This is a genomic window from Xanthobacter sp. ZOL 2024 (genome assembly GCF_052932325.1).
In genome coordinates, this window is sequence record NZ_CM128808.1 from 4,259,754 (window position 1) to 4,284,942 (window position 25,189).

The following is a 25,189-nucleotide window of genomic DNA, read 5'->3' on the forward strand; positions in this document are numbered from 1 at the left end:
CGCATGATGCTGCGGTTTCCACTACTCCCCCAGTCGCCGTGCTGGCAACCACTGCCGGCACGCGCAGCCTGCGGGAAGAGCTCAAGCACTCTGTTTCCATATGGGCGCCCAGCACGGGATTGCGAGCCCGTCCGTGCCGCCCTGTCCTCGGGGTCCGTCGCGACACCCGGGTGCGCGGACGGCCCGCGCGCCATGCGCCGCAAGACGGGCAGCTCACCGGAAAAATGCTGCAACATCACATTCGTGCCGTCACCCAGCGGCAGTATCCGCCTTGATTCACAAGGCGCCTGGGCAAAGCCGGGCGGCCGGTAGCGGAGCCCTCCTTTTTCATCCATGTCGTTCATTTCTGGAAGACACAACTCAAGAAGGAGGCTAGGACGGCCGCTTCAAGACATCACCTCAGGTGACCTGCGATTCCCCGCGCCGATAGAATGCGGTTGGGGACGGGATGGAACGGACCAGAAATGACGCAGGAGGAGCACACGGCGCGGTCGGCGCAGGGCGCGAGCCCCACCGCACGGCCCGAGGCGCGCGTGGTGCTGATGCTACAGGGGGCGGCATCCCGCTTTCATGGCGCGCTCGGCAAGGCGCTGGCGCAGCGGGGCGCGGAGGTCCTCAAGATCAATCTGTGCGCGGCGGAATGGGCCTTCTGGCCCGGCCGCGCCCGCAGCTATCGCGGCCGGCCGGACGCGTGGCCCTCCCATATCCAACGGCAGATGCGCGATCTCGGCGTGACTGACCTGGTGCTGTTCGGCGATTGCCGCTTCTATCACGCGGAAGCCATCAAGGCCGCGCGGCCGCTCGGCATTCGCCTGCATCTGTTCGAGGAAGGTTATCTGCGGCCCAATTGGATCACGCTGGAGCATTCCGGCGTGAACGCCCATTCGGACCTGCCGCGCGATCCCGAGGCGATCCGCGCGGAGGCGGACCGCCTGGGCCCGGAGCCCGAGCCCCTGCCCTTCAGCGACCGGTTCGCCCTGCGCGCCCTGTGGGACGTGGCATGGAACACCAACCTGCTGGCCGGCTGGCCGCTCTATCCCCACTACCGCCGCCACACCGTCATCCACCCCATCGTCGAATATGCCGGCTGGCTGCGCCAGTTCGCCCGCACCGGCGCCATGGGCCGCCATGATGCCGCCGCGCGCGCCGCCCTCACGGCCTCCGGCGCGCCTTATTACGTGCTGCCACTGCAGTTGGACGGTGATTTCCAGATCCGTGTGCATTCCAACTTCCGCGACATGGGCGAAGCCACGGAGCTGGTATTCGCCTCGTTCGCCCGGTCGGCGCCGCCCGACAGCCGCCTGCTGGTGAAGCGCCACCCCTTCGACGTGACGCTGCACGACCGTCAGCGCGAGATCCTGGCCCTGGCGGCCCGCCACGGCCTTGCCGAGCGGCTGACCTTCATTGAAACTGGCGACATCCAGCCGCTGATCGCCGGCTCCGCCGGTGTCCTGGTGGTGAACTCCACATCGGCTGGCATCGCGCTGGAGGCGGGCATTCCCGTGAAGGTTCTGGGCCGTGCGACCTACGACATTCCCGGCCTCGCCTTCCAGGGGCCCCTCGACGCCTTCTGGACCGAGGCCACCGCGCCCGATGCCGCCCTCTGGCAGGCCTATCGCCGGGTGGTGATCGCCCGCACCCAGGTCAACGGCGGCTTCTTCTCCCACGACGGCATCGCCCACGCCGTCGCCGAGAGCGCCCGGCGCATCTGGTCGACCCCCGCGCCGAAGGGCAGAGCTCAGTCATCCCAGCCGCTCGGTGGAACCCAGCCATGAGCAGCGGCCGCGCGCCGGGCCATGTGGTCATCACCGGCGCCTCCAGCGGGCTCGGCGCCGCCCTTGCCCGCCGCTATGCGGCGCCCGGCGTGCTGCTGCTGCTGCTGGCCCGCGACGCCGCGCGCCTGCAGCAGGTGGCCGCCGACTGCACCGCACGCGGCAGTGAGGTTGCCTGGCACAGTTGCGATGTGCGTGACGCAGCGGCCCTCGGTGCCCTGCTCCGGACCGCCGATGCCGCCAGCCCGGTGGATCTCGTGATCGCCAATGCGGGAATCGAGGCCAGCCTCGGGCCGGGTGGCGCGCCAGAGCCCTTGGCGGCAGTGCAGGCACAAATCGACGTCAATCTGGCCGGCGCGCTGGGCTGCATTCTGCCACTGCTGCCGGCCATGCAGGCGCGCCGCCGGGGCGGGCTCGTGCTCATTTCCTCCCTCGCCGCGCTGGAGCCCCTGGCGGACCAGCCGACCTATTGCGCCACCAAGGCAGCCCTTCTGACCTGGGGAGAGGCCGCCCGGCCCTGGCTCAAACGCTTCGGCATCCAGGTGACGGTGGCCTGCCCGGGCTTCATCGCCACCGGCATGAGCACCCGCTATACCGGCTGGCGCCCGTTCGAGTGGAGCGCCGACAAGGCCGCCGGAACGATCGCCGCGGCGGTGGCGAAGGGCCGGTCCCGCATCAGCTTTCCCTGGCCGCTGGTGGCGCTGATCCACCTCGGCAAGCTGGCGCCCCGCCCCCTGCGCGAATGGGTCCGCGACCTGCTGTTCAAGGTGGACGTGGCATCCTGAAGCCGCGCCCCTCGCCCACCTACTAGGCGGCGCGCTTCAACAGCTGCGGCGCCAGGCGCCGGCACACCTCGGCGACCTGCAGGAGCAGTGGCGCCATGGCCGAGGTCTTGCGCCAGAGCAGGCCGATCTGGCGACTGGGATGGGAATCGACGAAATCCAGAAGGTGGATGTTCTCGGTGACCTGAGGCTGCCCCTTGATGGCCAGCATCGGCAGCAGGGTGATGCCGGCCCCGGCCACCACCATCTGCCGCAGCGTTTCCAGGCTGGTGGCGCGAAATTCCGTGTTCTCCCGCGCCCCCGACAGGCGGCACACGTCCAGGGCCTGATCCCGCAGGCAATGGCCGTCCTCCAGCAGCATCAGATTGTGCTGGCCCAATTCGTCGAGATGCAGCGTATCGCGCTTGGCCAGGGCATGGTCGCCCGGCACCGCCAGCAGGAAGGGTTCCTCGAACAGGAACTCCGCGTGCAGATGGGGTTCGTGCACCGGCAAGGCGAGAAAGGCGGCGTCCAGGGTGCCGGCGGCGAGACGGGCGATCAGATCGGCGCTCTTCTCCTCGAACAGCAGCAATTCCAGCTGCGGGAAGCGCGCCCGGATCATGGGCACCACATGGGGCAGAAGATAAGGCCCAAGGGTGGGAAACACGCCGAGCCGCAGGGTGCCGCCCTCGGCCGCGCCGCTGCGGCGGGCGGCCTCCTTCATCTCATCCACTTCGTTGAGAATACGCCGGGCCCGTTCCACGGCATCGCGACCGGCTGGAGTGAGCATCACCTTGCGCGGCGCCCGCTCCACCAGCGCGACACCCAGCTCGTCCTCAAGCTTGCGGAGCTGCATGGAAAGCGTGGGCTGGCTGACATGGCACGCCTCCGCCGCCCGCCGGAAATTCCGGTGGTCGGCCAGCGCGATCAGATATTGCAGCTCACGCAGGGTCATATGCGGTCAGCGCGGGGTGGTGAAGTGCCGGCCCCCGTTACAACGGGCGCCGGCACAAGTTCACGCCGCCTTGGTCTCCGCCTTGGGGGCGGAGGTGCGGATCAGGTGGTCGAACGCGGCGAGGGAAGCCTTCGCCCCTTCGCCCATGGCGATGATGATCTGCTTGTAGGGCACGGTGGTGCAGTCGCCGGCGGCGAACACGCCGGGCACCGAGGTCTGGCCGCGATCGTCCACCAGGATCTCGCCGCGGGGCGAAAGATCCACTGCGCCCTTCAGCCATTCGGTGTTGGGCAACAGGCCGATCTGCACGAAGATGCCTTCCAGCTCCAGCTTGTGGGTCTCGCCCGTGGTGCGGTCCTCATAGACAAGGCCGTTCACCTTGGACCCGTCGCCGGTCACCTCCGTGGTCTTGGCGGAGACCTTGATGTCCACGTTGGGCAGGCTCTTCAGCTTGCGCTGCAGCACCTCATCGGCGCGAAGCTTGGAATCGAACTCAAACAGCGTGACATGGGCCACCACGCCGGCGAGGTCGATGGCCGCCTCGACACCGGAATTGCCGCCGCCGATCACCGCCACGCGCTTGCCCTTGAACAGCGGGCCGTCGCAATGGGGGCAATAGGCCACGCCCTTGGTGCGATAGGTGTCCTCGCCAGGCACTCCCATCTGCCGCCAGCGGGCGCCGGTGGAGAGGATGACGCTCTTCGCCTTGAGGCTCGCGCCATTGGCGAGCTCGATGGCGATCAGATCCTCGCCGGGCACCAGCTTGACGCCCTTCTGCAGGTTCATGATCTCCACGTCATACTCACGCACATGCTGTTCCAGCGCGGCGGCGAGCTTCGGCCCCTCGGTGTAGGGCACGGAGATGAAGTTCTCGATGGCCATGGTGTCCAGCACCTGGCCGCCGAACCGGTCGGCGGCAACGCCGGTGCGGATGCCCTTGCGGGCGGCATAGATGGCGGCCGCGGCGCCGGCCGGGCCACCGCCCACCACCAGCACGTCGAACGGATCGAGGGTGGCGAGGCGCTTGGCCTCCCGCTCCACCGCGCCGGTGTCGAGCTTGGCGACGATCTCCTCGACGCCCATGCGGCCCTGGCCGAACACTTCGCCGTTCAGATAGATGGTCGGCACCGACATGACCTGGCGCGCGTCCACCTCGGTCTGGAACAGGGCGCCGTCGATGGCCACGTGCTGCACCTTGGGGTTCAGCACGGCCATGAGGTTCAGTGCCTGCACCACGTCCGGGCAGTTCTGGCAGGACTGGGAGAAATAGGTCTCGAACTTGAAGTCGCCGTCGAGGCCCTTGATCTGGTCGATGATCGCCTGCTCGACCTTGGGCGGATAGCCGCCGGTCTGCAGCAGCGCCAGCACCAGCGAGGTGAATTCGTGGCCCATGGGCAGGCCGGCGAAGGTCAGGTGGATGTCCTGGCCGGGGCTGCTGAGGGCGAAGGACGGCACGCGCGCATCGGCGCCGCGCACCTCTTTCAGGGAAATCTTGTCGGAGAGCGGAACGATGTCGTTCAACAGGTCCATCATCTCCTTGGACCTGGCGCCGTCGTCCACGTAAGCGGTGATCTCGATCGGCCGGACCACCCGCTCCAGATAGGCCTTGAGTTGGGCTTTCATCGTCTCGTCAAGCACGGGCAATCCTCCGGAATGGGGGTGAAGGGCTCCCGCGCGCCGGGCGCGGCGGGGGGCGCGGCCCTCCCCTGGAGGGGAAGGCCGCAGGGTCGGATGTTCGGATCAGATCTTGCCGACGAGATCGAGGGAGGGGGCCAGGGTCTTCTCACCCTCGTGCCACTTGGCCGGGCACACCTCGCCGGGGTGGGCCGCCACATACTGCGCGGCCTTCACCTTGCGCAGCAGGTCGGCGGCGTCACGGCCGATGCCCTCGGCGGTGATCTCGACGGCCTGGATCACACCATCGGGATCGACGATGAAGGTGCCGCGATCAGCCAGGCCCTGGCCGGGACGCAGGACCTCGAAATTGGTCGAGATCTCGTGGTTGGGATCGCCGAGCATGGTGTACTTGATCTTGGCGATGGTGTCGGAGGTGTCGTGCCAGGCCTTGTGGGTGAAGTGGGTGTCGGTGGACACCGAGTAGATCTCCACGCCGAGCTTCTGGAACTCCGCATAATGGTCGGCCACGTCGCCGAGCTCGGTGGGGCAGACGAAGGTGAAGTCGGCCGGGTAGAAGAAGAACACGGCCCACTTGCCCGCGAGGTCGGCGTCGCTCACCTCGATGAACTTGCCATCCTTGAAAGCCTGGGTCTTGAAAGGCTTGATCTTGGTATTCACGAGAGACATGACAATTCCCTGAGTCAGGTTGCGGTGCAGAAGGGCCGAAGCCTTCGCGAAGCAACATATGGTGACGATCGGGATAAATGAAATAGATAAATTCGTCATATTTGATAGTCTGGACCTATCAAATTAACCCCAACCCTCTGATATTCCAGCATCCACGTCGGTGCACCGGCGATCATGAGCCGGCGTCTTGCCACATCGCTGCTGTGCGGCAGAACGGCGCAGAGCAATGCGCGCCGTTCTGCCGTGAAATGTCATGTATGCAAGCCCGGTCCGTTGCCCGCGAATGCGCCAGTCGCAATGACCGGAGACGAACGGGATACCGCCTGCTCAACCGGCGCGGGGGCGCCGCCCGCGGGGCAACAGCACCAGCAGGGCGCCGGCCAGCACCAAGGCGATTCCCGCCGCCGCGCTGAGGGTCCAGTGGAACGCCTCGAACACCGTGGACAGCGCCAGCGCCACCAGCGGAAACAAGACGGTGGTGTAGCCCGCCCGGCTGGGGCCGATGCGGCGGATCAGCACCAGATAGGCGGCGAAGCCCACCAGGGTCTGCGCCAGCACCAGATAGGTGAGCGAGCCGAGGTAGCGCACGTTCCACTCCACGATGAAGGGCTCGCCCCGCGCCACCGCCAGCGCCGCCATGATGATGCAGCCATAGACGAAGCCCCACGCATTCATGGACGCCAGCGGACAGCCGCGTCGCGCCGCCACCCCCGACAGCAGGCTGCCCACCGAGAACGACAGCGTGCCCACCAGGCTCAGCATGAGGCCGGTGCCGAGCCCGCCGGCCCCTTCCCCGGCGCCGATGGACGGACCGAACACCAGCGCCAGTCCGACCACCCCCGCCAGCGCCCCCAGGGCGACCCGCGGATGCAGCGGCACCTTGAAGAAGACGGCCGACAACAGCGGGATGAACACCGCCGCCAAGGCGAACACCACCGAGAGCAGCCCCGACGGCAGGTAGTAGCCGGCATGGTAGAAGGTGACGAAGTTCACCGAGAACAGGCTGGCCCCCATGGCCAGGAACAGCAAATGGTCTCGCCAGGGAAAGCGGATGCGGCCACGGGTGATCAGCAGCACCGCGAACATCACCGCTGAGGCCACCAGAAAGCGCCAGACCCCCGACACCTCCGGCGCCACCACGCCCAGCTGCAGGCGCAGCGGCAGCCACCCCGTGCCGAAGATGAGCACGGTCACGACATAAAGCAGGAGCTCCGCGGCACCGAGCGGCGCATCCTGCGGTGAGCGGGCGGATGACATGAGGCAACTCCCAGATGGAGGCGGCGCTGCGCCCCCACGCGCGGACACGCCCGCCCCGGACCGGCGCGGACGCTCCATCGTTTACGCAAAAGACCTGTGAGGCTGCCGCGGCGGCCGTCCCTGCCGGCCCGCAACCGTCGGCATGAAACCGCGCCCCCAGCGGCGCGGAGGGACAATCGTCGAAACGAGGACCAGCAAAGCCGAAAACGGTTGAATGCCACCATGCTAACTGCGCATGGCAGAGCCGCGATCACGGCAGATCAGTAGGCCAGCTCCGAAAAGATGGGCTCCACCGAACCTGCCCAATCACCATTGAAATGCTCGAGCCAGACCTCCGCCGGCGAACGACCGGAGAAGACGGCTTCCTCAAGCGGCTGGAGGAAGCGGGTTTCATCGCGCCCCTGGCGATCGTAGAAGCCGCGCCGCTTCAGCCCCGCCTCGGCCAGCACCAGGGCCTGGCGCGCGACCTCGCGCAGCTTCTGGCCGCGAATCTCCGCGTGGAGGCCCAGCCGTGGCACGTCATCGCGCAGCTGCTGGCGCTCGTCCTCCGTCCAGTCCTTCACCAGATTCCATGCAGCATCGAGGCTCTGCTGGTCGTAGAGCAGGCCAACCCAGAAGGCCGGCAGGGCGCACAGCTTGGCCCAAGGGCCGGCATCGGCGCCGCGCATCTCCAGGAAGCGCTTCAGGCGCACTTCCGGGAAGATGGTGGAGAGGTGGTTGATCCAGTCGGCGAGCGTCGCGCTCTCCCCCGGCAGCGCCGGATGCCGGCCGGCCAGAAGATCCCGGAAGGAGGAGCCGGCCACGTCGATGTAGCGGTCGCCACGCTTCACGAAATACATAGGCACATCAAGCGCATAGTCCACGTACCGCTCGAAGCCGAACCCGTCCTCGAAGGCGAACGGCAGCATGCCGGACCGGGCCGCGTCCGTATCGCGCCAGATTTCCGAGCGGAACGAGAGGAAGCCGTTGGGCCGGCCCTCGGTAAAGGGGGAGTTGGCGAACAGCGCGGTGGCCACCGGCTGCAATGCCAGGCCCACCCGCATCTTCTTCACCATGTCCGCCTCGCTGGAGAAGTCGAGGTTGGCCTGCACGGTACAGGTGCGGAACATCATGTCGAGGCCCAGCTTGCCCACCTTGGGCATGTAGTTGGACATGATCTTGTAGCGGCCCTTGGGCATCACCGGGGTCTCGGAGCGGCTCCATTTGGGGCTCATGCCGATGCCGAGGAAGCCGATGCCCAGCGGCTCCGCCACTTCCCGCACCTGGGCGAGATGGGCGTTGAGCTCCGCACAGGTCTCGTGGATGGTGGAGACCGGCGCGCCGGACAGCTCGAACTGTCCGCCCGGCTCCAACGAGATGGCGCCGCCGCCGGTGACGTCGGCAAGGCCAATGATCACGTCGCCTTCCATGATCGGCTCCCAGCCGAGCAGCAGGCGCATGCCTTCCAGCAACTTGCGGATGCCTTTGGGCCCCTCGTAGGGCACCGGCTCATGGCGGGCGAGGGTGAAGGGGATCTTCTCGTGCTCGGTGCCGATACGGAAGGCGCTTTCCCGTTTGCACCCCTTTTCAATCCAGGCAACCAATTCGTCGCGCGCGGAAATGGGGGTCGCGTCGGTGGTATCGCGGGCCATACGGGCAATCTCTTCAAAGCAACGGGCGCGCGACCATACACGCCCGCCTCGCCAAGGCAAACGGTGCGGTTTCCTTGGCCCTGCCCGGTGCCTTCGATGGCGTCTCCACGGGCGTCGCGGCGCGCGAGGCCGCCCCCTCAGCCGGCGATGGGCCCCTCGTGCTTGCGCACGGCGGAGAAGGCCAGAACGGTCAGCGGCGTCGCCAGCAGAATGCCCAGCGGGCCCAGCAGGCTGCCGAACACCACCACCGAGAACAGGGTGACCGCCGGCGGCAGCGACACCATGCGCTGTTGCAGCAGCGGGGTGATGAGATTGCTCTCGGTTTGCTGCACCACCACGAACACGAGCAGCGTCCACAAGGCCGAATCGACCCCGAGGGTCAGCGCGATCAGCAGCGCGGGAACCGCAGCCACCACCGGCCCCACCATGGGCACGAACTCCGCCAGGCAGGCAAACAGCGCCAGCGCCAGGGACGATGGAATGCCCAGAATCGTGAGGCCGATGAAGGTGAGCGCCCCCACCACGATCATGGAGATGACCTGCGCCTTCAGGAAGCCGCGCAGGTCGGCCGCGATGATGCCGAGGCGCCGCGCCACCGCGGGGCGTTCCGCCTCGACCCACAAGCCGAGGAAGAGATTGCGGTACAGCTTCGGCTCCACCGCGAAATAGAGCCCGCCGACCACCACCAGGAACAGGCCAAGCAGCAATTGGAACACGTTGCTGGTGAGGCTCTGCATCACCAGCAGAATGGTGTCGCTGGACGGCGCCGCCGCCTCCACCCGCTGCAGCAGGTCCGGCATCACCCCCTTCAGATGGAAACGTTGCTGGAACACCTCCCACGCCCCGGGCAGATCCTGCAGGAGCTCGGCCACCTGAACCTGCACGGTGGAGCCGAACAGATAGCCGGCCAGCATCAACCCGCACAGCAGCAGCAGCGCCACCGGGAACACCGCATATTGCTCCTGCAGGCGCGTGACCCGCGCGAAGGGAACGGCCATGGCATGCAGCGCAACCGCCACCAGGATGGCCGCGAACACCATGAGGAACACATCCACCACCTGCCAGGCCAGATAGAGCGTTCCCGCCACCACCACCGCGATCGCGACCCTGCGCACCACGCTCCAATCCGACGGCATCTACAGTCCCTTCCCCATGTCCGGCGCGCCCCTGCCGCCCCGGTCTTCACCAGAACTATAGCGGCAAATCTTACCGCTGCGGCAGGCCTCACAGCCACCGGCGGACGCTATCCCCGGCAAACCGCGACGCCAGCGCCAGCGGCCATCAGCGCGCGGCGTCGTGCGGCAGCGCGCCGGGCAGCGCGATGGTCTCGAAATACTGCTTGGCATATTCGTAGAAGACGGCAGAGGCGAAGTGCAGGCCCGCCCCGGCCCGCACCATGAGCCCGAAGCGGTTGCTCGGCAGCCCCGCGTCGGCCAGCGGCCGGAACAGCAGCTCGCCCCGGCGGATCTCGTTCTCCGCGCCCAGTGGCGTCATCACCGAGGCGTAATGGCCGCGCAGCGCCAATTCCACCAGCATGCGGATGGAATCCACCTCCACCAGTGGCCGCCGCACCGGCGCCAGTTGATCCAGGAACGGCTCGATGACGGTGCGGATGGAAATCTCCGGCTTGCCCACCGCCAAAGGGTGCGGCAGGCAGGCGGCAAGCGTCAGTTCCGGCAGTTGCGCCAAGGCATGGTCCGGCCGCATGACGATGCCGATGGGCAGATCCCGCCGCACCGCGATATCGATGCGCCGGGGCGCGCCGGCGACGAAGCCGAAGCCCACGTCGATCCGCTCATCCAGCAGCCGCGCCATCACCTCGGCAGAAGAGACGACTGCCACATCCAGCGACAGGCGCGGATAGCGCCGGCCGAACACGTCCAAGAGCGGCGGCAGCACCGAGAGGCCAATGCTCTCGGCGGCGCCGATCCGCACCGTTCCGGTGCGCAGGCCGCGCAGCATGTCGAGCTCGGACACCGCCGCCTCCAGCGGCCCGGTGAGGCGGCGGCTGTGGCGATAGAGGATCTCGCCGGCCGGCGCCAGCTTCAGCCGCCGCCCTTCCCGCTGGAACAGCGCGAGCCCCAGGGCGTCCTCCAGCTGCGCGACCTGCCGCGTCACCGCCGAGGAGGCCACATTGAGCCGCCGCGCCGCCTCACGCACCGAGAGGTGCTCGGCCACCGCATTGAAATAGATGAGGGAGGGCTGGTGGAACACCCGGGCCAGCAGCGCCGGCGACAGGGCCTGCTCCCGCGGCCGGGCGGGCTTTGCCCCTGCCCGCGCGCCCTCTGCGGCGTCCCCCATGCCCCAAGCTCCCCGGGCAGCCCGTGCCCGCGCCATCCGCGCGGGAGGGGTGCTGCCGAAATGGCAGCGTAGCGTTCTGCAATCGGAAATATCAAGCACCACCGAATTGCGTCATCTTGGCTTACCGATACGCCGCCGCATCGTCCCGCGCCGCCCCTGGCGCCGCCGATTGTTGCGGCGTTTGAAGTGGTTGGCGCACCACGGCCGGGGCCGGCGGGTGGGTTTCGGGGGGGGGCAAGATGGATCTCAACACGGTCACCGCTCTGGCGCGGCCGCGCAGCCGCGCGGAGCTGCCGCCCCCCGAGGCCGGCGACGCCTTCGTCGCCGGCGGCACGTGGCTGTTTTCCGAGCCCCAGCGCCAGCTCAGCCGGCTGGTGGATCTTTCCGGCTTCGATTGGGCGCCGCTGAACGCCGACGACACCGGCCTCACCCTCGCCGCCACCTGCACGGTGGCCACCCTCGACGGCTTCGAGGCGCCGGCGGCATGGCGGGCGGCACCGCTCATCGGCCAGTGCTGCCGGGCCTTCCTCGCCTCGTTCAAGATCTGGAACATGGCGACAGTGGGCGGCAACATCTGCATGTCGCTGCCCGCCGGGCCCATGACCTCCCTCACCACCGCCCTGGAAGGCACCTGCCACATCTGGACCGCGGACGGCGGCGAACGGCAGCTGCCGGTGGTGGAGTTCGTGCGCGGCCCCCTCGACAACGCCCTCCGGCCCGGCGAGGTGCTGCGCGCCATCACCCTGCCCGCCCGCACCCTGCGCCGGCGTGCCGCCTTCCGCCGCGCCTCGCTATTCCCTCTCGGCCGGTCCGGCGTGCTGCTGATCGGCACCCATGACGCCGCGCCCGAGGCAGCGCAGGCCTTCACCCTCACCATCACCGCCGCGACGGTGCGGCCGGTGCAGTTCACCTTCCCCGCCCTGCCGCCGGCGGCGGAGCTGGCGGCGTACGTCGCGGCGCTCCCGGACGCGCTCTATTACGATGATGCCCATGGCCGCCCCGACTGGCGCCGGCACATGACGCAGCTGTTCGCCGCCGAGATCCACACCGAACTGGCGGAGGGGCGGCCATGAGCTTTCTTGTCAATGGCGAAACCTTCACCGCAAGCCCCCGCCCCGGCCAGTGCCTGCGCACCTTCCTGCGCGATCTCGGCTGGTTCGGCGTGAAGAAGGGGTGCGATGCGGGGGATTGCGGCGCCTGCACCGTGCATGTGGACGGCCGGCCGGTGCACAGCTGCCTTTTCCCGGCCTATCGGGCGGAGGGACACGCCGTCACCACCATCGAGGGCCTCGCGGGGGCGGACGGGCTCCATCCCATGCAGCAGGCCTTCATGGATGCCCAGGGCTTCCAATGCGGCTTCTGCACCGCCGGCATGGTGATGACCGCCGCCAGCCTCGACCAGGCCCAAAAGCGCGACCTGCCCGCCGCCCTCAAGGGCAATCTGTGCCGCTGCACGGGCTATCGCGCCATTGCCGATGCCATCGCCGGCATCCGCCATGTGGAGCCAAACGGCGGCTGCGGCCATAACGCCCCGGCCCCGGCGGCGGCGGATATCGTCACCGGCCGCGCCCGCTTCACCATGGATGTGGCGCCCGAAGGCGCGCTTTCCGGCCTGCTGCACATGAAGCTGCTGCACGCGCCTCTGGCCTCCGCCCGCATCGTCTCCATGGACACCACGGCGGCGCGCGCCGTGCCCGGCGTGGTGGCGGTGCTGACCGCCGCCGATGCGCCGGCGCACCTTTATTCCTCCGCCCGCCACCATCACCCCACCGACGATGTGGATGATACCCGGGTGCTCGACACCGTCGTGCGGTTCGCCGGCCAGCGCATCGCCGCCGTGGTGGCGGAAACCGAAGCCGCCGCCGAGGACGCCCGCGACCGGATCGAGGTGATCTACGAACCCCTGCCCGCGGTGTTCGATCCCGAGGCGGCCATGATGCCCGGCGCGCCGCAGCTGCACGACAAGGGCGACGCCTCCCGCATCGCCAATGCCGCCCGCAACATCGTGGCCGAGGTGCATGGGGACGTGGGGGATGTGGGCCAGGGTTTTGCTGATGCGGACGTGGTGCACGAAGGCACCTATGAGACCCAGCGGGTGCAGCATGCGCACCTCGAAACCCACGGCGCCATCGGCTGGCGCGGTGCCGACGGCCGGCTGAACCTGCGCTCCAGCACCCAGACCCCGTTCCTCACCCGCGACGCCCTCGCCACTTTGCTCGACCTGCCGCGCGAACAGGTGCGGGTGTTCTGCGAGCGGGTGGGCGGCGGCTTCGGCGGCAAGCAGGAGATGATCACCGAGGACATCGTTGCCCTCGCCGTGCTGAAGACGGGACGCCCGGTGAAGCTGGAATTCACCCGGCCGGAGCAATTTTCCGCCTCCACCACCCGCCACCCCATGCGCGTGCGGGTGAAGCTGGGGGCGCGGCGGGACGGCCGGCTCACCGCCATGGAGATGCACGTGGTGTCGGACACCGGCGCCTATGGCAACCATGCCGGCGGCGTGCTGTTCCACGGCGCCAACGAGTGCCTCGCCCTCTATCGCTGCGCCAACAAGAAGGTGGACGGCTATGCGGTCTACACCAACAACCCGCCGAGCGGCGCCTTCCGCGGCTATGGCCTGAGCCAGACCATCTTCGCGGTGGAATCGGCCATGGACGAACTGGGCCGGGCCCTGGGCATCGACCCGTTCGCCCTGCGCCGGCTCAATGTCATCCGCCCCGGCGACCCCATGGTCGCCTATGACGAACACCCCCACGACGTGGAATATGGCAGCTACGGCCTCGACCGCTGCCTCGACCATGTGGAAGCGGAGCTCAGCGCTGATGCCGGGGAGCCGGCACCGGAAGGCTGGCTGGTGGGCTCAGGCATGGCCGCCGCCATGATCGACACCATTCCCCCGCGCGGCCACCAGTCCCACGCCGCCCTGCGGCTTCTGGCCAACGGCACCTATGAACTGAAGGTGGGCACGGCCGAATTCGGCAACGGCACCACCACGGTGCATCTGCAGATCGCCGCCACGGTGCTGAACACCACGCCCGATCGCATCCATATCCACCAGTCGGACACCGACCACGTGGCCCACGACACCGGCGCCTATGGCTCCACCGGCACCGTGGTGGCGGGCCTTGCCACCCAGCGCGCCGCCGAGGCGCTGACCGAGACCATGCTCGCGGCCGCCGCCGCGCGGCGCGGCCTGAGCGCGGACCAGTGCCGGCTGGAGGGTGACGCCGTGCTTTGCGACGATACCCGGCTGCCGCTCACGGAGCTGGCGGCCCTCGGCCTTGCGGCGCAGGGGCGCGCCGATGGCTCGCCCCGCTCCATCGCCTTCAATGTGCAGGGCTTCCGGGTGGCGGTGCATCCCTCCACCGGGGAAATCCGCATCCTGCGCTCCATCCATGCCGCCGATGCCGGCGTGGTGGTGAACCCCATGCAGTGCCGCGGCCAGGTGGAAGGCGGCGTCGCCCAGGCCCTGGGGGCCGCTTTGTGCGAGCGCTCGGTGGTGGATGCCGAGGGGCGCATCGCCAATCCCACCTTCCGCGGCTACCACATCCCGGCCTTCGCCGATGTGCCGCGCACCGAGGTGTTCTTCGCCGAAACCACCGACCGCATCGGCCCGCTCGGCGCCAAATCCATGAGCGAGAGCCCCTATAATCCGGTGGCTCCCGCCCTCGCCAATGCCATTCGCGATGCCACCGGGGTGAGGCTCACCGCCACGCCCTTCGTGGCCGACAGGCTCTATCGCGCGGTCATGGATGCCGCGGCCCAGCGCCCCGCGCCCAACCCTTCAACCTGCCCATAACCCAACAAGCTCCGACCGCCGCGCGGCAGCCCCGCGCGTGCGCAGCGGGGTCCATCCTTCCAGCCGAGGAACCGGACGATGTTAGAGCGCTTATTTGCCCTGAAAGAACACGGCACGAACGTACGCACGGAGATCCTGGCCGGTGTCACCACCTTCGTGACCATGGCCTATATCATCTTCATCAACCCCATCATTCTGGGGGATGCGGGCATGCCCCACGGGGCGGTGTTCGTCGCCACCTGCATCGTGGCGGCGGTGGGCACCCTCATCATGGGCCTTTACGCCAATTATCCCATCGCCCTCGCCCCGGGCATGGGGCTCAACGCCTATTTCGCTTATGTGGTGGTGCTCGGCATGGGCTACACATGGCAGGCGGCGCTGGGCGCGGTGTTCATCTCCGGCTCGCTGTTCCTGCTGGTGACGCTGCTGAAGCTGCGCGACATCATCGTCAACGGCATTCCCCACTCGCTGCGCATCGCCATCACCGTGGGCATCGGCCTGTTCCTGGCCATCATCTCCCTGAAGAGCGCCGGCATCATCAAGGGCGACAAGGCCACCCTCGTCACCCTCGGCGACCTCCACAAGCCGGAAGTGGTGCTCTCGGTCATCGGCTTCCTCATCGTCGCCGTGCTGTCCGTGCGCAAGGTGAAGGGCGCGCTTCTCATCGGCATCCTGGCGGTGACGGTGATGAGCTTCCTGTTCGCCGGCAACACCTTCAAGGGCATCGTCTCCATGCCGCCCTCCATCGAGCCGACCCTGTTCGCGCTCGACATCACCGGCGCGCTCTCCGGCGGCTTCCTCAATGTGGTGCTGGTGTTCTTTTTGGTGGAGCTGTTCGACGCCACCGGCACGCTCATGGGCGTCGCCCGCCGTGCCGGCCTTCTGACGCCCGAGCGCCAGGGCCGGCTCAGCCGCGCCCTGATGGCCGACAGCGGCGCCATCTTCCTCGGCTCCCTGCTCGGCACCTCCAGCACCACCGCCTATCTCGAAAGCGCCGCCGGCGTGCAGGAGGGCGGTCGCACCGGCCTCACCGCGGTGACGGTGGCGGTGCTGTTCCTCGCGGCCCTGTTCATCTCGCCGCTGGCGGGCGCGGTGCCGGCCTATGCCACCGCCCCGGCCCTGTTCTACGTGGCCTGCCTGATGCTGCGCGACCTGGTGGAGCTGGACTGGGAGGACACCACCGAGGTGATCCCCGCCTGCGTGACGGCGCTGCTGATGCCCTTCACCTATTCCATCGCCAACGGCGTCTCGTTCGGCTTCATCACCTATGCGGCGCTGAAGCTGCTGACCGGCCGGGCCAAACAGGTGCACCCGGTGGTGTGGATCATCGCCGCCGTCTTCCTGTTCAAATTCATCCACGACACCGCCAGCCACTGAGCCCGCGCAGCGAACCTTGCGGCGCCGGCTTTCGCGCCGGCGCCGGCCCCGAAAGTGCCCCGGAGAGCGTCATGTCTGCCCCCCAAATGTCGGCCCTGCGCGGGCCGGCGGTGTCCCTGCGGGACAACCCCTTCGCCGCGGATCCGGCGCGCTGCCTCGACTATCTGGACGACGCGCTGATCCTCATGGAGGGCGGCGTCATCCGCGCCATCGGCCCCTATCAGGAGCTGGCCGGGCGCCTGCCCGCCGGCGTCACGCCCGATCACTACCCGGACGCGCTGTTGTGCCCGGGCTTCATCGACACCCATGTGCATTATCCCCAGCTGCAGATGATCGGCGCCTATGGCGAGCAGCTGCTGGAATGGCTTAACCGCTACACCTTCCCCACCGAGCAGCAGTTCGCCGACACCGCCCATGCGGACAAGGTCGCGGCCCTGTTCCTCAAGGAGCTGCTGCGGGCCGGAACCACCACCGCGCTGGTCTATTGCACGGTCCATCCCGCCTCGGTGGAGGCGTTCTTTGCGCAGTCCGAGCGGCTCGGCACCCGCATGATCGCCGGCAAGGTGCTGATGGACCGCAATGCGCCGCCCGCTTTGTGCGACACCGCCGAGCGCGGCTATCGGGAGAGCAAGGCGCTCATTCAGCGCTGGCACGGGCGCGGTCGCCAGCTCTATTGCGTGACGCCCCGCTTCGCCCCCACCAGCACCGAAGCCCAGCTGGAGGCCGCCGGCACCCTGCTCGCCGAGCATGAAGGTGTGTTCCTGCAGACCCATCTGTGTGAAAACAAAAACGAAATGGCCTGGGTACGGGAGCTGTTCCCGGACCGCGCCAGCTATCTCGATGTCTATGCCCATGCCGGGCTGGTGCGGCCGCGCGCGGTGTTCGGCCATGGGGTGCACCTCAACGAGCACGATTTCTGCACCTGCCACGGGGCGGATGCCGCCATCGCCCACTGCCCCACCTCCAACCTGTTCCTGGGCAGCGGCCTGTTTCCCCTGTTCGATGCGGTGGACCCGCGCCGACCGGTGCGGGTGGGGCTCGGCACCGACGTAGGCGCCGGCACCAGCCTGTCCCAATTGCAGAGCCTCAACGAGGCCTACAAGGTGGCCGCCCTGAGCGGCCACAAGCTCAATGCGGTGCAGGGCCTCTATCTCGCCACCCTGGGCGGGGCGCGGGCGCTGCACCTGGACGACCGGCTCGGCCGCCTCGCCCCCGCCTATGAGGCGGACATCTGCGTGCTCGATCCGAAAGCAACGCCGCTCATGGCCTTCCGCACCGGCTATTGCAGCTCCATCGAGGAACTGCTGTTCGCGCTGATGACCCTGGGCGACGACCGCGCCATTCGCGCCACCTATGTGGCCGGGCGCCGGGTGCACGACCGGGATGAGGACGTCCGGGAGCGCCCTTAGCTCCTGAGGCCAGGCGCCTCCTGGCCGGTGCGGGCCACATATTCAGTGTAGCCGCCGGGATATTGGTGGATGCCCTCCGGCGTCAGTTCCAGCACCCGGTTGGAGAGGGCGGCGAGGAAGTGCCGGTCGTGGGACACGAACAGCATGGTGCCCTCGTAATTGGCCAGTGCCGCGATCAGCATGTCCTTGGTGGCCATGTCGAGATGGTTGGTGGGCTCGTCCAGAACCAGGAAGTTCGGCGGGTCATAGAGCATCTTGGCCATCACCAGCCGCGCCTTCTCGCCGCCGGAGAGCACCCGGCAGCGCTTGTCCTGGTCGTCACCGGAAAAGCCGAAGCAGCCGGCGAGGCTGCGCAGCGAGCCCTGGGCGGCCTGGGGAAAGGCGTCCTCCAGAGTCTCGAACACGGTGCGCTCGCCCTCCAACACCTCCATGGCATGCTGGGCGAAATAGGCCATCTTCACGCTGCCGCCGAGGTTCACGGTGCCCGCGTCGGGTGGCGTGGTGCCGGTAACGAGCTTGAGCAAAGTGGACTTGCCGGCGCCGTTGATGCCCATCACCGCCCAGCGCTCACGCCGGCGCACGTGGAAATCGAGCCCCTCATAGATGCGCCGGGCGCCATAGCTCTTGTCCACCGCCTTGAGGCTCACCACGTCCTCGCCGGAGCGGGGCGCGGGCTGGAACTCGAACGCCACCACCTGCCGGCGGCGAGGTGGCTCCACCCGGTCGATCTTGTCGAGCTTCTTCACCCGGCTCTGCACCTGCGCCGCATGGGAGGCGCGCGCCTTGAACCGCTCGATGAAGGCGATCTCCTTGGCCAGCATGGCCTGCTGGCGCTCGAACTGGGCCTGCTGCTGCTTGTCGGCCAGCGCCCGCTGCTGGGCATAGAATTCGTAATTGCCCGCATAGCTGGTGAGGGTGCCGGCATCGATCTCGATCACCTTGCCGACGATGCGGTTCATGAACGCGCGATCGTGGGAGGTGAGCATCAGGGCACCGGAGAAATTCTTGAGGAAGGCCTCCAGCCAGATGATGCTTTCGAGATCGAGATGGTTGGAGGGCTCGTCCAGCAGCATCACGTCGGGCCGCATGAGCAGGATGCGGGCGAGGGCCACGCGCATCTTCCAGCCGCCGGAGAGCCGACCCACGTCGCCTTCGATCATCTCCGGGCTGAAGCCGAGGCCGGCCAGAACCTCGCTGGCGCGCCCCTCCAGGGAATAGCCGTCCAGTTCCTCGAACCGTGCCTGCACCTCGCCATAGCGCTCGATGATGGCGTCCATCTCGTCGGCCCGCTCGGGATCGACCATGGCCTGTTCCAGCTCGCGCAGCTCGGCGGCGATGACGCTGACCGGGCCGGCGCCGTCCATCACCTCGGCCAGCACCGAGCGGCCGGACATCTCGCCCACGTCCTGGCTGAAATAGCCGATGGTGGTGCCGCGATCGATGGAGACCTGGCCCTCGTCTGGCGTCTCCTCGCCGGTGATGAGGCGGAACAGGGTGCTCTTGCCGGCGCCGTTGGGGCCCACGAGGCCGATCTTCTCGCCGTTGAGGAGACTGGCGGAGGCCTCGATGAAGACGATCTGCTTGCCGTTCTGCTTGCCGATGGAGTCGAGCCGGATCATAAGCGCGGGAAATCCTGAATGATGCTGCGCCGCGCTTAGGCCATTTGACCGCCCGGGGGAAGTGCGCAGTCTGCAGAGCCGGGACCCACTTCGCTCGAAAATGCTCTAGCCGGCAAAGCCCCCCTCGGCCAGGAAGCGCGCCTCCTCCGCCGTGGTCTCGCGCCCCAGCAGGGGATTGCGATGGGGGAAGCGGCCGAAGCGCAGCACGATGTCCCGGTGGTCGATGGCATGGGCGAGCCAGGGCTCGCCGAGCTGCAGATTGAGCGCCACCGACAGCTCCTGGTCCGCCAGATCCTCCGCATGGGCGAAGGGCAGGCAGAAGAATACCCGCAAGCCCTCCTCCACCTGAGCCATATGGCCGGCCGCCAGCGCCGCCCGCGCGAAGCTGCGGGCCAGGGGATCGGTGGCATACATGTGGCCCGTGCCGCGAAAGGCGTTGCGGGGAAACTGGTCGGTGAGGATGAGGAGGGCCAGCGCCCCCTCCGCCGTTTCCATCCAATCGTCGTGCAGGCGCGCTGCCACCGCCATGTGGCGATCCAGGAACATCTCGCGGAACTGCCGGTCGAAATGCGGATCGTGGGAGAACCAATGGCCGGCGGCACCGGCGGCGCGCCAGAAGTCGAGCAGCGAGGCGATGGCGGTCATGCCGGAGTTCCCGGACGCGGCGCATTGCCATGGATCAGCTCGCGACCGGCATAAAGGCCCTCGGTTTCCTCCAGGGCCAGCCGCTCCCCATCACGCCGCCGCACATCCTCCATCACATGCATGCGTTCCTCCTCGCTGACCCCCATGAGCTCCAGCGCCTTCTCGCCGAGCATCAAGGCGGACTCGAACGTCTCGCGGATCTGGAACTCCACCCCGGCGTGGATCAGCGCAATGGCGTGCTCGCGATCGGCGGCGCGGGCCAGCACCGGCACCAGGGGGAATTCCGCCTTGGCGAGCTCAGCCACCTTCAGGCTCGCCTCCCGATCGTTCAGCGCGATGATGATCAGCCGCGCGGTGCCGGCCCCGGCGGCGTGCAGGATATCGAGGCGGGCGCCGTCGCCATAATAGACCTTGAAGCCGAAGTCTCGGGCATCGCGAATGGCGTCGGTATTGGTCTCGATGATGGAGACCGAGCAGGCATTGCCCAAAAGCGGCTGGCTGACGATTTGCCCGAACCGGCCGAAGCCGATCAGCAGCACGCTGGCGGAAAGGTCCTCCACCGCCTCCACCCCTTCCATGGAGGGGGCCGGCTTTGGCATCAGCCGATCGTGCAGCACGATCAGGATGGGGGTCAGCGCCATGGAGACGATGATGGTGGCGGTGAGCAGCGCATTGGCCCGCGCGTCGATGATGCCCACGGCGCTGGCGGAGGCGTAGAGCACAAAGGCGAATTCGCCGCCCTGAGCCATCAGCACCGCCCGCTCGATGGCCTCCCGGTTGGAGGCCAGAAACAGCCGGGCGATGGCATAGATGCCGATCATCTTCAGCACCATGTAGGCGATGACCGATACCGCGATCAGGCGCCAGCTCTGCGCGATCACCGCCAGATCGAGGGCCATGCCCACGCCGAGGAAGAACAGGCCCAGGAGGATGCCGCGGAACGGCTCGATATCCGCCTCCAGCTGATGGCGGAACGAGGATTCCGAGAGCAGCACACCGGCCAGGAACGCCCCCATGGCCATGGAGAGGCCGCCGAGCTGCATGGCCAGCGCCGCGCCCAGCACCACGAACAGCGCCGCCGCCGTCATCACCTCCCGCGCCTTGGCCTTGCCAAGCAGGCGGAATAGGGGATCGAGCAGATAGCGGCCGGCCAGCACCAGGGCGAGGATGGAGGCGAGGCCAATGCCCACCGAGGTGAGCCGGTCGGCCAGCGTGGTGTTCTCCCCGCCCGGGGCCAGGAACGCCACCAGCGCCAGCAGCGGCACGATGGCGAGATCTTCCAGGAGCAGAATGGCGACGATGCGCCGGCCCTTGGGCAGGCCGATGGCGCGCCGCTCCTCCAGCATCTGCATGACGATGGCGGTGGAGGTCAGCACGAAGCCGGTGCCGGCCACGAAGCTCTGCGGCACCGGATAGCCCAGCGCCAGCCCCACCAAGGTGAGCAAGGCGATGCAGGCCAGCACCTGGGCGAGGCCGAGGCCGAAGATCTCACCGCGCATGGCCCACAGGCGCGAGGGCTGCATCTCGAGGCCGATGATGAACAGGAACATCACCACGCCCAGCTCGGCCACGTGCAGAATGGACTGGGCATTGGAGAACAGGCCGAGGCCGAACGGGCCGATGACGAGGCCGGCGGCGAGATAGCCCAGCACCGACCCGAGGCCGAGGCGCTTGAACAGCGGCACCGCCACCACCGCCGCCCCCAGCAGCACCACCGCGGGAACAAGATCGAAACCGCCATGGCTGGCCGCTTCCGCGGCATGGTTCGCGAGGTCGCTCGCAATGTTGCCCGCAACTTGGCTCGCAACTTGGCTGGCAGCTTCGGCGGACATGACCCATCCCATCCAGAATCACCGCGGCAGCAGGCACACGACAGCGGTCTCACGCCAGTATCGCCAAGCGACGCCGGTTTCCATAGCCCTCAGGCTGTGGCGGTCACACGCCCTTGAAGGCCACGCTACGGGCCCTCCCCCACGCCGGCCCGCCGGGTGTCATCGACGGATTGGCGCGGAGGGAGGGTGCGGGGAAGGCGGCGCGGCAACACCGCCTCACCCGCCCGGACACCGCACAGGGCGGCGCCCGGCCGATTCCAGCCGGTGCAAATGCCGGTCATCGGCACCGGTCATTCCACTCACTTGGTGGTGTAGCCGCCGTTGACCAGGATGGTCTGGCCGGTCATCCACCAGCCGTCGGACACCAGGAGGCGGATCCAGGGCACGATGTCCTCGATGTCGGTGAGGCCGGTCTTGGAGACAGCGGAAAGCGCCGCGGCGGTCTTGTGGTAGGCAACCGCATCCGCCCCCTCCGCCGGATAGAAGAAGGGCGTGTCCATGGGCCCGGGACCGATGGCGGTCACCGAGATGCCGCGGGCCCCGAACTCCTTCGACGCCGCGCGGGTGAAATGCTCCACCGGCGCCTTGGTGCCCGCATAGCTCGCATAGAAGGGCGTGAAGGCACCAAGGAGGGAGGTGACCAGGGTCACGATCTTCCCATTGTCGTTGAGATGGCGGCCCGCTTCCTTCAGGAAGAAGAAGGCGGCCTTGGCATTCACCGCGCTCATCTCGTCATATTCGGCTTCGCTGATCTCCAGGATCGGCTTCTTCAGCACCTTGCCGACGGTGTTGATGGCGATATCCGGCCGGCCCACGGCGGCGACCACATCGGCGAACAGCTTCTCCATGGCACCGGCGGTGGTGAGATCGGCCTGAAAGGCCACCGCCTGCGCCCCTGCAACCTTCAGCGCAGCCACGGTGGCGTCCGCCTGCGGCTTGGCGGCAGCGCTGTTGTAGTGGATCGCCACCGCCTTGGCGCCGTGGGCGGCGAGATCGAGGGCGATCAGCCCGCCAAGGTTCTTCGCCCCGCCCGTCACAAGAGCCGTCTTGCCCGTGATGGAATGATCAACCATGGCCCGATCCCTTCTGGTGCCCAGCGACCACCCCGCGGGATCGCTTTGTCCATGGCAGGCTATCGTCTACATTTCTCAGATAAACTCCGCGCCAATGACCACACTTGTTAGAAAATACGAACAATAAGGGGCACCATGGATCGCATCGAGCTGTTCCGCATTTTCGGTCGCGTGGTGGAATGCGCGAGCTTCACGCGGGCAGCCGACAGCCTGGGCCTGCCGCGCTCGTCCGTCTCGGCGGCGGTGCAGGAGCTGGAGAACCGCGTGGGCGTACGCCTGCTCAACCGCACCACCCGAAAAGTCTCTCCCACCCACGACGGGTCCGCTTTCTATGAACGCTGCCAGCGCCTGGTGGCCGATGTCGAGGAGGCCGAAGGGCTGTTCCGCCACAACCCGGGGCAGCCGACGGGCAAGCTCAAGGTGGATGTGCCGGGCCGCATCGGCCGGCTCATCGTCGCCCCCGCTTTGCCGGCCTTTCTCGCGCGCTATCCCGGCATCCAGATCGACCTCGGCGTGAGCGACCGCGCCATCGACCTCATCGCCGACAGTGTCGACTGCGCGTTGCGGGTGGGGCCGCTCACCGATTCCGGGCTCATCGCCCGCCCCCTGGGCGAGCTGGCGCTGATCAATGTGGCGAGCCCGGCCTACCTCGCCTCTCATGGCACCCCGCAAATGCCATCGGACCTCCCCCAGCACCTCGCCGTCAATTACACGTCCCCCTCCACCGGCCGCGTGGCCGACTGGGAATGGGAAGATGCCGATGGTTTTCACACCTTGCAGCTGCCCGCGCGGGTGAGCGTGAACAGCGCCGAAGCCTCCATCGCCTGCTGTCTGGCCGGATTGGGGCTCATTCAGATTCCAGCCTACGACGTGCGCCACCACCTGGCAGAGGGCGAACTGGTTGAGGTGCTCCCGCGCTTTCGCGCCGCGCCCATGCCCATGGCCCTGCTCTATCCGCACCGCCAGCACCTGTCGGCGCGGCTGAAAGTGTTCATCGACTGGCTGGAACAACGCATGAGGCAAGCCCTGGCGTGAGCAGGCCGGACGAGTTGGCTGCCAGGCCTCAGGCCTCCAGGGGTTGGCCGGCGAGCGAGCGGGCAACCAGCATCCGCCGGAAGGCCGAGGGGGACATGCCGGTCCAGCGGCTGAAGGCCCGCGTGAAGTTGCTGTGGTCCTCGTAACCAAGACCCAGGGCGATCTCCAGCACCGGCAGATCGGTTTCCGTCAGCAGCGCCACCGCCCGCTCGTGGCGCACCGAATCGAGGATCTCGCGGTAATTGAACCCCTTGTTTCGCAGGCGGCGCTGCAGCCCCTGCACACTCAGCCCCACCAACTGGGCGGCGCCGTCGATGTCGCAGCGCCCATCGAGCAGCCGCAGGGCGATGGCCGCCGACAGCGCCCGCGCCGGCTCCGGCGCATCCTTCAAGGCGATGTCGGCGGCCACGTCGCGGAGGGTGAGCACCCGGCATCCCAGCGGCACGCACCGATCCCGGCTCAGGGAGAGCACATCGGCGCCGAACGCGATACCCGATCCGCGCCCGCCGAAATGCACCGGCACCTGCAGCCAGTCCTCCATGAGCGCCGCATCGGGATCCCGCGGATAGTTGATCTCCACCCAGTCGGGCAGCCAGTCCTTACCCAGATAGTGCCGCATCATCATGATCATCGGCGGCACCAGGTGATCGGAATGCTGGATGTGCGGCACCCCGAGGTCCGGCACCACGAAGCGCAGCACCCGCCGATCCCGCTCGGCCGCAAGCTCCATCACCCCGCCGCTGACATCGGCCCAGCAGTGGGTGACCACCCGCTGCAGCGCCTCGCCCAGGGTCGGCGCCTGCGTGCAATACTCGACCCACAGCCCGTAGGCCCGGTGGGTCATCTGCGCCCCCACATCGAGACCCAGCGTGCGCTGGCCCAACTGCCGACCGCTGCGGGTGAACAGATTCATCATAGAAAGCAGCGGAATAGGCGTTGTCGGCGCATCCCGCAGGGCAATCGGCAGGCTTTCACGCTCGAACACATCGAGCATGGTTTTCTCCCCCGCCCGCTCTTCCAGCAGCTGCGGCAGAGCCCCGAAGCCGCCGGCGCGCACGATGGGGATGACAGACAGGCGCATGGCCCTATTAGCCCTTGAGATTGACGTCAAATGACAAGCGAAAGCGCATCATGTTGCTCATTCTGCAGCCCCGCGCAAGCGATCATCATGGCTAGCCTTTTTCTCCGGAGACCGAGTTGCAGAAGTTGCACGACATTGGCAAGCTCTCGACGTCGATCGCAAGGACCTAACTCCGGAGCTTTTTTCGCGCCCAAGCGCGATGTTCTGCAGCGCCAAGACTCGGACACACGTGCTGCCAGATTTTCCGCCGCGATCGCAACGGCAGCGACGGATTTCATCAGCGCGTCATGAGCAGCGCCCGCGCCCACCCCCGGGCCGGGCGAGCCCCACAAGGAGTG

The 25,189-nt window shown here is 67.9% G+C and carries 20 protein-coding genes; 7 read left to right on the plus strand and 13 right to left on the minus strand.

Features of this window, described 5'->3' with window-relative positions; translation table 11 throughout:
- Positions 1-464 precede the first annotated feature (464 nt).
- Together ACU4E7_RS19505 and ACU4E7_RS19510 are read left to right on the plus strand one after the other, a co-directional pair.
- Entirely contained in the window at positions 465-1,775 is a 1,311-nt protein-coding gene (locus ACU4E7_RS19505; protein ID WP_447019868.1) for a capsule biosynthesis protein, read from the plus strand.
- Positions 1,772-2,557 carry an SDR family NAD(P)-dependent oxidoreductase gene (locus ACU4E7_RS19510; protein ID WP_447019869.1) on the plus strand — a complete coding sequence of 262 codons (786 nt, stop codon included), beginning with the start codon at positions 1,772-1,774 and terminating at the stop codon, positions 2,555-2,557. The genes ACU4E7_RS19505 and ACU4E7_RS19510 overlap by 4 nt, the downstream gene beginning before the upstream one ends.
- 22 nt (positions 2,558-2,579) lie before the next feature.
- Here ACU4E7_RS19510 and oxyR read toward each other — a convergent pair whose 3' ends face one another.
- The 7 genes from oxyR to ACU4E7_RS19545 form a co-directional block, all read right to left on the minus strand.
- The gene (gene oxyR / locus ACU4E7_RS19515; protein WP_447019870.1) at positions 2,580-3,488 is read right to left on the minus strand and encodes a DNA-binding transcriptional regulator OxyR; all 909 of its coding nucleotides are present in this window, start codon (positions 3,486-3,488) and stop codon (positions 2,580-2,582) included.
- 60 nt (positions 3,489-3,548) lie between these two features.
- Positions 3,549-5,126 (minus strand): alkyl hydroperoxide reductase subunit F, encoded by a 1,578-nt coding sequence (gene ahpF / locus ACU4E7_RS19520; protein WP_447019871.1) that lies wholly within the window; start codon positions 5,124-5,126, stop codon positions 3,549-3,551.
- A gap of 102 nt (positions 5,127-5,228) precedes the next feature.
- Positions 5,229-5,792, minus strand: a complete 564-nt coding sequence (gene ahpC, locus ACU4E7_RS19525; protein ID WP_238122988.1) for an alkyl hydroperoxide reductase subunit C — start codon at positions 5,790-5,792, stop codon at positions 5,229-5,231.
- A 327-nt stretch (positions 5,793-6,119) separates the two neighbouring features.
- A complete protein-coding gene (locus ACU4E7_RS19530; RefSeq protein ID WP_447019872.1) occupies positions 6,120-7,049 on the minus strand; it encodes a DMT family transporter in 930 nt (309 codons plus the stop codon).
- A 260-nt stretch (positions 7,050-7,309) separates the two neighbouring features.
- Positions 7,310-8,680 carry a glutamate--cysteine ligase gene (locus tag ACU4E7_RS19535; protein WP_447019873.1) on the minus strand — a complete coding sequence of 457 codons (1,371 nt, stop codon included), beginning with the start codon at positions 8,678-8,680 and terminating at the stop codon, positions 7,310-7,312.
- Between the two features lie 137 nt (positions 8,681-8,817).
- On the minus strand, positions 8,818-9,816 hold the full coding sequence (locus ACU4E7_RS19540; RefSeq protein ID WP_238122991.1) for an AI-2E family transporter: 999 nt from the start codon (positions 9,814-9,816) through the stop codon (positions 8,818-8,820).
- 145 nt (positions 9,817-9,961) lie between these two features.
- Positions 9,962-10,981, minus strand: a complete 1,020-nt coding sequence (locus ACU4E7_RS19545) for a LysR family transcriptional regulator (protein ID WP_238122992.1) — start codon at positions 10,979-10,981, stop codon at positions 9,962-9,964.
- Positions 10,982-11,220: 239 nt separating this feature from the next.
- Here ACU4E7_RS19545 and ACU4E7_RS19550 point away from each other — a divergent pair, with 239 nt between their 5' ends.
- From ACU4E7_RS19550 to guaD, 4 genes are all read left to right on the plus strand, one after another.
- Positions 11,221-12,054 carry an FAD binding domain-containing protein gene (locus ACU4E7_RS19550; RefSeq protein ID WP_447019874.1) on the plus strand — a complete coding sequence of 278 codons (834 nt, stop codon included), beginning with the start codon at positions 11,221-11,223 and terminating at the stop codon, positions 12,052-12,054.
- Positions 12,051-14,780, plus strand: coding sequence for a molybdopterin-dependent oxidoreductase (locus ACU4E7_RS19555; RefSeq protein ID WP_447019875.1), 2,730 nt, complete (start codon positions 12,051-12,053; stop codon positions 14,778-14,780). The genes ACU4E7_RS19550 and ACU4E7_RS19555 overlap by 4 nt, the downstream gene beginning before the upstream one ends.
- A 78-nt stretch (positions 14,781-14,858) precedes the next feature.
- Complete coding sequence (locus tag ACU4E7_RS19560; RefSeq protein WP_447019876.1) at positions 14,859-16,157, plus strand: NCS2 family permease; 1,299 nt, start codon at positions 14,859-14,861, stop codon at positions 16,155-16,157.
- Positions 16,158-16,228: 71 nt separating this feature from the next.
- On the plus strand, positions 16,229-17,566 hold the full coding sequence (gene guaD / locus ACU4E7_RS19565) for a guanine deaminase (protein WP_447019877.1): 1,338 nt from the start codon (positions 16,229-16,231) through the stop codon (positions 17,564-17,566).
- Here the strand turns inward: guaD and ACU4E7_RS19570 are convergent.
- From ACU4E7_RS19570 to ACU4E7_RS19585, 4 genes are all read right to left on the minus strand, one after another.
- Positions 17,563-19,185 (minus strand): ABC-F family ATP-binding cassette domain-containing protein, encoded by a 1,623-nt coding sequence (locus ACU4E7_RS19570; protein ID WP_238122997.1) that lies wholly within the window; start codon positions 19,183-19,185, stop codon positions 17,563-17,565. The genes guaD and ACU4E7_RS19570 overlap by 4 nt on opposite strands.
- A gap of 105 nt (positions 19,186-19,290) precedes the next feature.
- Positions 19,291-19,830, minus strand: coding sequence for a DUF924 family protein (locus ACU4E7_RS19575; protein WP_447019878.1), 540 nt, complete (start codon positions 19,828-19,830; stop codon positions 19,291-19,293).
- Positions 19,827-21,662 carry a monovalent cation:proton antiporter-2 (CPA2) family protein gene (locus tag ACU4E7_RS19580; protein WP_447019879.1) on the minus strand — a complete coding sequence of 612 codons (1,836 nt, stop codon included), beginning with the start codon at positions 21,660-21,662 and terminating at the stop codon, positions 19,827-19,829. Before ACU4E7_RS19580 ends, ACU4E7_RS19575 begins: the two co-directional genes overlap by 4 nt.
- Before the next feature lie 299 nt (positions 21,663-21,961).
- Positions 21,962-22,735 (minus strand): SDR family oxidoreductase, encoded by a 774-nt coding sequence (locus ACU4E7_RS19585; RefSeq protein WP_238123000.1) that lies wholly within the window; start codon positions 22,733-22,735, stop codon positions 21,962-21,964.
- 135 nt (positions 22,736-22,870) lie between these two features.
- Between ACU4E7_RS19585 and ACU4E7_RS19590 the strand changes: the two genes are divergently transcribed.
- Positions 22,871-23,770 (plus strand): LysR family transcriptional regulator, encoded by a 900-nt coding sequence (locus ACU4E7_RS19590; RefSeq protein ID WP_238123001.1) that lies wholly within the window; start codon positions 22,871-22,873, stop codon positions 23,768-23,770.
- A gap of 28 nt (positions 23,771-23,798) precedes the next feature.
- Here the strand turns inward: ACU4E7_RS19590 and ACU4E7_RS19595 are convergent, their stop codons facing one another.
- Together ACU4E7_RS19595 and ACU4E7_RS19600 are read right to left on the minus strand one after the other, a co-directional pair.
- Positions 23,799-24,851: a helix-turn-helix domain-containing protein gene (locus ACU4E7_RS19595; RefSeq protein ID WP_447019880.1), complete on the minus strand. Its 1,053-nt coding sequence runs from the start codon at positions 24,849-24,851 to the stop codon at positions 23,799-23,801.
- Positions 24,852-24,877: 26 nt separating this feature from the next.
- Complete coding sequence (locus tag ACU4E7_RS19600; protein WP_447019881.1) at positions 24,878-25,129, minus strand: hypothetical protein; 252 nt, start codon at positions 25,127-25,129, stop codon at positions 24,878-24,880.
- Positions 25,130-25,189 lie beyond the last annotated feature (60 nt).